Origin of the sequence: Paenibacillus sp. VTT E-133291, assembly GCF_002264395.1 — a bacterium.
GTDB lineage: Bacteria > Bacillota > Bacilli > Paenibacillales > Paenibacillaceae > Paenibacillus_AQ > Paenibacillus_AQ nitricinens.
This window is the reverse complement of the sequence record NZ_NFVA01000160.1, coordinates 1-6,460: the sequence shown is the minus strand read 5'-3', so window position 1 is coordinate 6,460 and position 6,460 is coordinate 1. Positions and strand designations below refer to the sequence as shown.

At 40.0% G+C, this 6,460-nt stretch carries 7 protein-coding genes; 5 read left to right on the top strand and 2 right to left on the bottom strand.

Annotated features, from left to right (window positions below):
* Nucleotides 1–78 precede the first annotated feature (78 nt).
* A complete protein-coding gene (locus tag CA598_RS30705) occupies nt 79–867 on the bottom strand; it encodes a tyrosine-protein phosphatase (protein WP_094868648.1) in 789 nt (262 codons plus the stop codon).
* 213 nt (nt 868–1,080) lie between these two features.
* Here CA598_RS30705 and CA598_RS30700 point away from each other — a divergent pair, with 213 nt between their 5' ends.
* Nucleotides 1,081–1,902 carry a DUF2785 domain-containing protein gene (locus CA598_RS30700; protein ID WP_094868649.1) on the top strand — a complete coding sequence of 274 codons (822 nt, stop codon included), beginning with the start codon at nt 1,081–1,083 and terminating at the stop codon, nt 1,900–1,902.
* Between the two features lie 88 nt (nt 1,903–1,990).
* Here CA598_RS30700 and CA598_RS30695 read toward each other — a convergent pair whose 3' ends face one another.
* Nucleotides 1,991–2,719 carry an SDR family oxidoreductase gene (locus CA598_RS30695; RefSeq protein WP_094878953.1) on the bottom strand — a complete coding sequence of 243 codons (729 nt, stop codon included), beginning with the start codon at nt 2,717–2,719 and terminating at the stop codon, nt 1,991–1,993.
* Between the two features lie 155 nt (nt 2,720–2,874).
* Here CA598_RS30695 and CA598_RS30690 point away from each other — a divergent pair, with 155 nt between their 5' ends.
* The 4 genes from CA598_RS30690 to CA598_RS30675 all read left to right on the top strand — a co-directional run bounded on the left by CA598_RS30690 (nt 2,875) and on the right by CA598_RS30675 (nt 6,265).
* Nucleotides 2,875–3,213, top strand: a complete 339-nt coding sequence (locus tag CA598_RS30690) for a winged helix-turn-helix transcriptional regulator (RefSeq protein WP_094878952.1) — start codon at nt 2,875–2,877, stop codon at nt 3,211–3,213.
* 81 nt (nt 3,214–3,294) lie between these two features.
* The gene (locus tag CA598_RS30685) at nt 3,295–3,690 is read left to right on the top strand and encodes a hypothetical protein (RefSeq protein WP_143812487.1); all 396 of its coding nucleotides are present in this window, start codon (nt 3,295–3,297) and stop codon (nt 3,688–3,690) included.
* 140 nt (nt 3,691–3,830) lie between these two features.
* Nucleotides 3,831–4,193 (top strand): BlaI/MecI/CopY family transcriptional regulator, encoded by a 363-nt coding sequence (locus CA598_RS30680; protein ID WP_094878950.1) that lies wholly within the window; start codon nt 3,831–3,833, stop codon nt 4,191–4,193.
* Nucleotides 4,194–4,195: 2 nt separating this feature from the next.
* A complete protein-coding gene (locus tag CA598_RS30675; protein WP_094878949.1) occupies nt 4,196–6,265 on the top strand; it encodes a M56 family metallopeptidase in 2,070 nt (689 codons plus the stop codon).
* The last annotated feature ends 195 nt before the right edge of the window (nt 6,266–6,460 follow it).

Sequence of the window (6,460 nt, the reverse complement as noted above, 5' to 3'; positions counted from 1 at the left end):
GCCAGTACTTGGCTTTTGGGACAGCCCCTTCTACTTTAATCGCTATCTTAATGGATTAGTCCATGGCTCAATAAGTTATTAAGCTTCTAAACAGTAGGCTTGTAGCTGCTTGCGCTTATCAGCAGTCATGCCGAATTCCTGTTCGAGGAAAATCTCTACACTTTTATAACGCGCGTCGATGGCAGAGAAAATGGCTTCCATGAATTCTCTGCGCAGTATAAGCGCAGCCATAACAGTATCGACTTCCTTAGGTGACAAATGCTGTGAGGCTTGCTTTTTTATTTGCTCATTCAAAGGACCAAGTGTCTGATTGGAGAGCAAGTAGTCTTCTATAATCGTCTCTCTTGGAACGCCAAGTGCCAGGAAGATGAATGCTGATCCTACGCCAGTGCGATCTCTTCCACCGGCACAATGATGCAGGATACTGAATTCATCTGGAAGCATAATAGTTGCCATAAGTCGTTTGAAGGAAGGGTTATTAAAGGCCATATCCAAATACATATTAACCAAAAAGTCTGTCGTAAAATGTTCAAGGAATCCAGAACGAACCACATCTCTCATGTCTCCAGGCACCTCTTGCTTTAGTGCAGGTACACAAATGTTATTAACTCCTGGAATGACTGGATCTGGTTTTAAACGAATTTCTTCTATTCCCCGATAATCAAATATGGTCTTTATCCCCAGTGATTTTAAGAGTTTTATATCTTGATCGGTCATTCCTGTTAATTCGGCTGATCGAAAAAACAAACCGTATTTGACTCTACGGCCATCTGAGGTGGTGTATCCGCCCATATCTCGGAAATTGAGGACGCCTTTAAAGGGGATAACACGATGCTTAGAATCTGTTGTACCTAGTTTCTGGTTCATTTTCGTACCACCTTTGGTTGGTTATTGAATAGGCTATTCTAAAATGTGAAAAGGGTGTCGCTTAACAATAAAAGTTTGCCCATAATACTATATATAGTACCATGATAAATACCAACAACCCGAAAGGATAGTGTGACATTTTATAAACTAATATCTCTGTTAATTGTCGCGCTATTGCGCTGTATACGGAAATTTCTAGTAGGAGTGTGTAAAATGAATTTAAAAGAAAAGTTGATAGTAATAAAAGAAAATGGCTACCAAGCACCTCCCGATACCAACCAGTTAATACAAGAAATGATACATAACATCGGTTCTGTGGATGCCGAGCTGCGTGATGACCTGATTTATACAATCTTATCACATTGGATTCCTGGTAATTCTCTAACTGCAAATGAACTAGAACAACTTCTTCCAGTTATTTTGGATCATAACCATTTGCATTTTAAGCTTGGTGAAACAAATACAGACGCTGTCTTTACTCGATCTTTCTCAATGTTAGTCATACCACTCGTCTTAGAGAGACATAGAGAATCACCATTTCTCTCAAGAGAGCAAATTCATCAGATAAAAGAGAAAGTATTTTACAATGTACAAGAAGAGCGAGATTACCGCGGGTATGATGAAGAAAAGGGCTGGGCTCATGCCATAGCCCATGCAGCAGATGCTTTAGATGATTTAGCTCAAAGCTCCGAACTGGATAACAATGACCTCAAAACGATTCTCCATTTGGTTTATGAAAAGATGATCATAACAGATCGAATTTACTCCGATGGGGAAGATGAGAGAATGGTAAGACCCATAATTAGTATTTTAAATAGAAAAATAGTTAGTCAGACTGATGTAGAGCAATGGATTCAAAGTTTTGGTGATGTGGAGAAAAGTTCAGAGTTTCTTCCTGCCTTTAGGCAAAAAAATAATATAAAGAACTTTCTGAAAAGTTTATACTTTCGAGTGAAATTTTATAAAGTAGATGCCGATCTCTGCCCAACTATCGAGCATACATTATATAAAGTAGAAAAAGTATACTATTCCTAATTAAGAAACAAGTGAGGAACGATTCAGGCGCTTACATAGGATTAAGTTTATTAAAAAAAGCCCACAAATATATGGGCTTTTTTATTTTTCATCGTAAAATATAACCCCCATCAGGAAATAGGGTGCTTCCCGTAGTATAGTTATTAGTCATCAAATAAAGGGTTGTATGTGCTGCTTCGTCGGCATGCCCTACCCTGCCAAGGATATTCATATTTGTATATTCATCGTAGGACTTGTCTCTAGTTTCTTGTTCTGCTCCTATCCAATTAAAGTTGGTATGAATGGTGCCTGGGGAGATAACATTTACTCGAATAGGAGCCAATTCTACAGCCAATGCTTTTCCCAGACTCTCAATCGCGCCGTTACAAGCTGCATAGGAGGCACCATCGGCAAGTGGTCGTTGACCGAATGCGCCAGACATCAGAACAATAGAGCCTGTTGCGTTTATATAGGGGATCGCGTATTTCACAGCATTATACTGAGGCCAGAACTTTGCATTAAAGCAGCTATGAGCAATCTCTAAGCTTGAAGTAATTGGTCCTCTAACATAGGAGGCGCCGGGAGTGAACAAATGATCGAAGTTGCCGGTTTTTTCGAAAAATGACTTTAAGTCTTCTTCATTTTGATTATCAAGCGAATGAATTTCGTTAGATTCGGACCCTAGAAATTGTTGGGCTTTTTCTAATTTTTCTTGTGAACGCCCGGCGATTATGACATATGCGCCTTGTTCAACCGCTTGTTTGGCAGTCGCGAGCCCAATTCCGGAGCTTCCTCCGATAATGACGATTCGCTGGTTTTTTAATGAATTCCTGGACATTTTTATCTACTCCGTTCATAGTTAAATGGACTTTTAAGTTCTGTTTTTTATTATTAGGTATAAAAGAAATTCTGCACAGTACGCACTTTTTTCGTACTAGGTACGATTGTTCGTACTAGCTGTTAAATAGAATAACTATCGAAAGAGATGATCACATGGATTTACTGGAGCCGAGATTGGCCGGAGTGCTTACAACGCTTGATAAGATCGGTGGAAAGTGGAAGCCGCTCATTTTATTTATTTTATTGATAGATGGTACCAAACGATTTGGCGAACTCAGGCGGATTATTCCAGAGGTCTCTCAAGGGACATTAACTAAGCAACTACGGGAGCTTGAAGAGAATCAACTTATCGATCGTGTGATTTTTCATGAGCTTCCATTGAGGGTGGAATATAGTATTTCAGAACATGGCAAATCACTAATTACTGTTTTGGATAGCATGTGTGGCTGGGGAAGGATGCATCAGGAGTATTTAAATAATATAAATAAGTAAGGGGCGGACATTATTATAAATACTATTTTGCAGGACCCAACGGGTCAGGCCTATAAGACGCTGATACAGGTAGCTATGGAAGTGTGTGATGAATTTATTTTGGTCAAACGTGATCAGATGGAGTTAGAGCCAGAAGGATATGAACTATTGGAACGGTTACAGCCTTTTCTCAAAGAGATCGTCAAAGATGATTATTGGCCGGGAACTCGGCTTATGGGACATTACGCAGATGTTTATTTTTTTAGATGTTCACCGGATGCGGTCGATATTTTACTATCCTATTCTACGAGCTTATACTCATGGGTGCAGACTAGGGTGCCTGATGATCTTTGTTTTTTAAGACAGGGGCAACCGTGGTTAATCAATACAGCTCATGAGCGAGAAAGCCATATTGTAACTGATGTAGAAGAGGAGCTGAACAGACTAGAAGAGGGCGGACTATTGTTCCGTGACTTATCTGTGTTTTACCCTTTATAAAGGTAGCAAAGAGGCGATGTTTACAAAGACAGAGTCTCTTTTTTGTGCTGGGAATATTTTGTAGACAAAACGGTCTACAAGTTGTAAACTCTAATTCAAATGGAAGGTCTAGGAATTGTAGACCAACGGGAGGTGCCAGGTTGAAGGATCTCAGAATGACCGAAATGGAAGGGAAATTTGCGGAATTAATATGGGACCACGAACCGATTCCTTCAGGGAATCTGGTGAAGTTGTGTGAATCCGAGCTAAACTGGAAGAAATCAACGACGTACACGATGTTAAAAAGACTTGAAGCTAAAGAGATTTTTATCAATGATAATGGTGTGGTAGGTTCTCTTATTAAAAAGGATGACTTTTATGCGGAGCAGAGCAAGGCGTTTGTGAAGGAAACCTTCGGCGGTTCGTTACCCAAATTTTTGGCTGCTTTTACAAAGAGTCGGAAATTAAGTGAAAGCGAAATTGATGATGTTCTAAGACTAATCCATGAGCATAAGGAGGAGTAACGGTGGCTCAGCTGTTTGGACAACTTTTAAACATGAGCATTACGGGAAGTTATGTGATTGTGTTTATCATCGTGGCGCGGCTGTTCTTAAGAAAAGTTCCCAAAATATTCTCCTTTGCCTTATGGTCTGTGGTTTTGTTCCGGCTTCTATGTCCGTTCTCGATGGAGAGTATATTTAGTTTTATCCCTTCTGAAGTCCAGAACTCACCTCTAAATCAGCTATACACACAAACGCCTCGAATCCCAAATGTAATCAACACATCCGAGCAAGCCGTAAATAATATATCACCCGTACCTATCCCCTCTACACCTGCTGTACCAAGTGGTATAATCCCTTCAAATCCTTCAGACGTGTGGATTAACATTGTCCAATATCTATGGTTGATTGGGATTGTGCTGCTGCTCATTTACTGCATTGTTACTACTATTCGACTTTCACTAAACTTAAGAGACGCAACCCCACTTTTCGAAAATGTATATGAGCATAACGGCATCTCCACACCTTTTGTATTCGGCTTCTTTAAGCCTAGAATATACCTTCCAAACGGTCTTTCCGATCATGAAAAAGCTTATATCATCAAACACGAGCAAGTGCACATACACAGGTGCGACCACATGATAAAACCTTTAGCGTTCGCTGTTCTGTGCGTACATTGGTTTAATCCATTGGTTTGGCTTGCTTTTTATCTGATGAGTGATGATATGGAGAAGTCCTGTGACGAAAGCGTCATAAGACAGATGGGCAGTGGAATCAAAAAGCAATATTCGACATCACTTTTGTCCTTATCTACTGGAAGACGGTTTATGGGTGGTTCACCACTTGCCTTTGGCGAGAGCAACACAAAAGGACGAATTAAAAATATTCTGAATTATAAAAAACCAGCCTTTTGGGTTATTTTAGTCGCAATCTTAGTCGTGGCTGCACTGTGTGTCGGGCTCATAAGTAATCCGAAAAATGATCCATTAACCGTAAAGGATTATGCCGAGCAATTTATGAAGCAGAACATTACGAGTTATGAGAACAGTAGAGATATTAAAATAATTGATAGTCAAATTACTAAGCTTGAAAAAATAGCGTCATTGGACGAACTGCTTGCAACACCCTTGGAAATTTGGAGTTTAGAATATCGCTTGAAACCGGATGATCCAACTAAGCTGATGATGACGGAAAATATGGTCGATGGATTTATTACCGAAGAAGGAAGCATGGGAAAGCCGATACTTATTTTTTCCATTATGAATTCAACACCGCAGTATCTGGGCGTCATCAGGAGTGGAGAGAATGATATGTCTTCACCAGCCGGTCAAGAAATGGCAGTGCGTGTGTTTCTTGAAGCAAACCATCAGCTTCCGCATGAAACTTATAGTGGGAAGCATATTCTAGTGAAATTCCCCTTAACTACAGGCGAAACAAGCCAACTGTTGTTATCCCAACCTGTTATTCAAGGCGCTTCAGGGATTTGGAGTGTAGAGCGTTGGAAGGATTCGAACGGAAACGAGTATTACAATATACCTCAAACCGATGTTACGATAGCTGAATATTATGCCCGTCTGCAGACATTAGCTGATGAGGGGGAGGAGCCAGCACAACTTGATCCTTTACAGGTCGCAATGAATTATATAAGCAATGATATTGGAATGGGTCAGCATGTTAAGCTGGATCAGCTTGTGGTGGACAATGAGGCTACAGCTGATGATTTTGCGATCACGCCCGAGAGTATATTAATAGGCTATGTTTTTAATCTTAGCCTGGAGAATCATTCCTTTGATTTTGATAACATTGAATGGCTAACAATGGAGGATTCCGCTCGCTTTAAAGGGTTGAATATTAATCCAGATGATGATATGCCTAATGGATTTTATATCCTCAACAAATATACGTATACCGATCCATTAGAGGTTACAGAGGATACCAAATATTCTATACTTGATGCTAATTCAGGTGCTCTAAAAGAAGTAAGCAAGCAGGAGTTTATCGTATATTTCAAGCAATATACTGATTTTATGCCCCCATGTGTGATTACTAAAAAAGACGGATATGTCACCAGCATTGCTGAGAAATATATGCCGTAAAATTTCCACTGATGAAAAAAGTTGAAGTATATTTATAGCGCAGAAGAACCCGCATGTGGTGCGGGTTCTTCTAAATGTTCTTCAGCATGTGTATAGGTGCTGGCTCGTTTACGTTACCTTCGGCACAATGTATTCGGTTTTTTTGCATACATTTGGCTTATTGCTTTACCTTCGGCACAATGTATTCGGTTATTC

Excerpts from the sequence above, each read along its gene's own strand:
- CA598_RS30695 (WP_094878953.1), bottom strand. The coding sequence starts at position 2,719 with ATGTCCAGGAATTCATTAAAAAACCAGCGAATCGTCATTATCGGAGGA.
- CA598_RS30705 (WP_094868648.1), bottom strand. The coding sequence starts at position 867 with ATGAACCAGAAACTAGGTACAACAGATTCTAAGCATCGTGTTATCCCC.
- CA598_RS30700 (WP_094868649.1), top strand. The coding sequence starts at position 1,081 with ATGAATTTAAAAGAAAAGTTGATAGTAATAAAAGAAAATGGCTACCAA.
- CA598_RS30690 (WP_094878952.1), top strand. The coding sequence starts at position 2,875 with ATGGATTTACTGGAGCCGAGATTGGCCGGAGTGCTTACAACGCTTGAT.